2 pseudogenes are annotated in these 1,105 nt (G+C 50.3%); both read left to right on the top strand.

Features of this window, described 5'->3' with window-relative positions:
- A pseudogene (locus ACF8O8_RS20045) lies at window positions 1-494 on the top strand (hypothetical protein); the annotation flags it as partial.
- Window positions 494-1,105, top strand: a pseudogene (locus ACF8O8_RS20040) (hypothetical protein); the annotation flags it as partial. The pseudogenes ACF8O8_RS20045 and ACF8O8_RS20040, both read left to right, overlap by 1 nt.

Raw genomic sequence — 1,105 nt, 5'->3', positions numbered from 1 at the left:
CTGGCACCGGGGGGTTGGTACTCGCGTGGTGGGATTATTCGGACAGTTCCAGACATCTCAAGGAGTTGCAGGGCACCTCCAAGAGCCACCCGGCATACAAGTCTGGTATTTTAGCTTTCACGTATGTAACGCGAGCCACGGCAACCATAGCGCTTTCGTTAGCCGAGCTAGGAAGCGCCATCGCCATTGCAAAGCCGTTATTCGATCATTTATCAAAGAATAGCAGATCAAAAATCATCCATACGCTGAGTCGCTCAGCCAGTGTACTTGCAGGAAAACTTGGCACACAGGCAGCTCGACTATTATTAGCACGATTAGTCTTGGGCGCCTTCTGGCTTGGTCTGGTCGTGACAGTGATCATCCTCATCCTTGAAGACGACGCACTCGAAAAATGGTGCAAACGAAGCACTTATCGCCTTAATAAAGACGCAGATGCCTACGACATAAACGACGAACTCCCGGCACTTCACTCTGCCTTTAGCGAGGTAATTTAATGTTTTTGATTGAGTGGGGCTTTTGGAAAATGGCCACTGAGTCAAGTGCTTCCCGTAATGCAGCCTATGCGCAGAGGAGCCTGCCAGATAAAAGATCTGACCGTAACGTGAGCGACGGGGGTCTTGATATTAGCTTCAAGTCTGCGAGCGAGCACCCGCATACTCGGGGTCCCATTTACGCTTTCAACGAAACATATTTAGACATGCGCTGCGGCGGGTCGGAAGAAAAACGCGGCCTGATCACGCTTATGACGCTCGGAGGAGTAGGTCCGACTATTTATGCATGGGCACAACTGACACATGGTTTTTTAGTTTTCAACATCTCCGCCCTACCTGAGTTCAACATACCCTTCATCCTGCTTAATACACTCGCACTCTTGATTGGCGCCGGCCTCACTTACCTCTATCTCAGGTATGGTTTCCACCTTACACGCCTCGAGCTATTTACAAGCAGACACCTACTGATTCGCTTCAACAGAAAAACTCAACAAGTCCACCTGCACCGCCCCACTTACTGCGGTGGAATAGTGACATTTCCATGGAGGGAAACTGGCAGCACATCTACTTATCAAGAGGACGATCCGCTCAGCCTCGGCATGCGACTAGGCCTA

The organism is Pseudomonas sp. TYF_14, from assembly GCF_043105275.1.
GTDB classification, from domain to species: Bacteria; Pseudomonadota; Gammaproteobacteria; order Pseudomonadales; family Pseudomonadaceae; genus Aquipseudomonas; species Aquipseudomonas alloputida.
The sequence above is the reverse complement of the archived record's forward strand: the minus strand, read 5'-3'. Positions and strand labels throughout refer to the sequence as shown.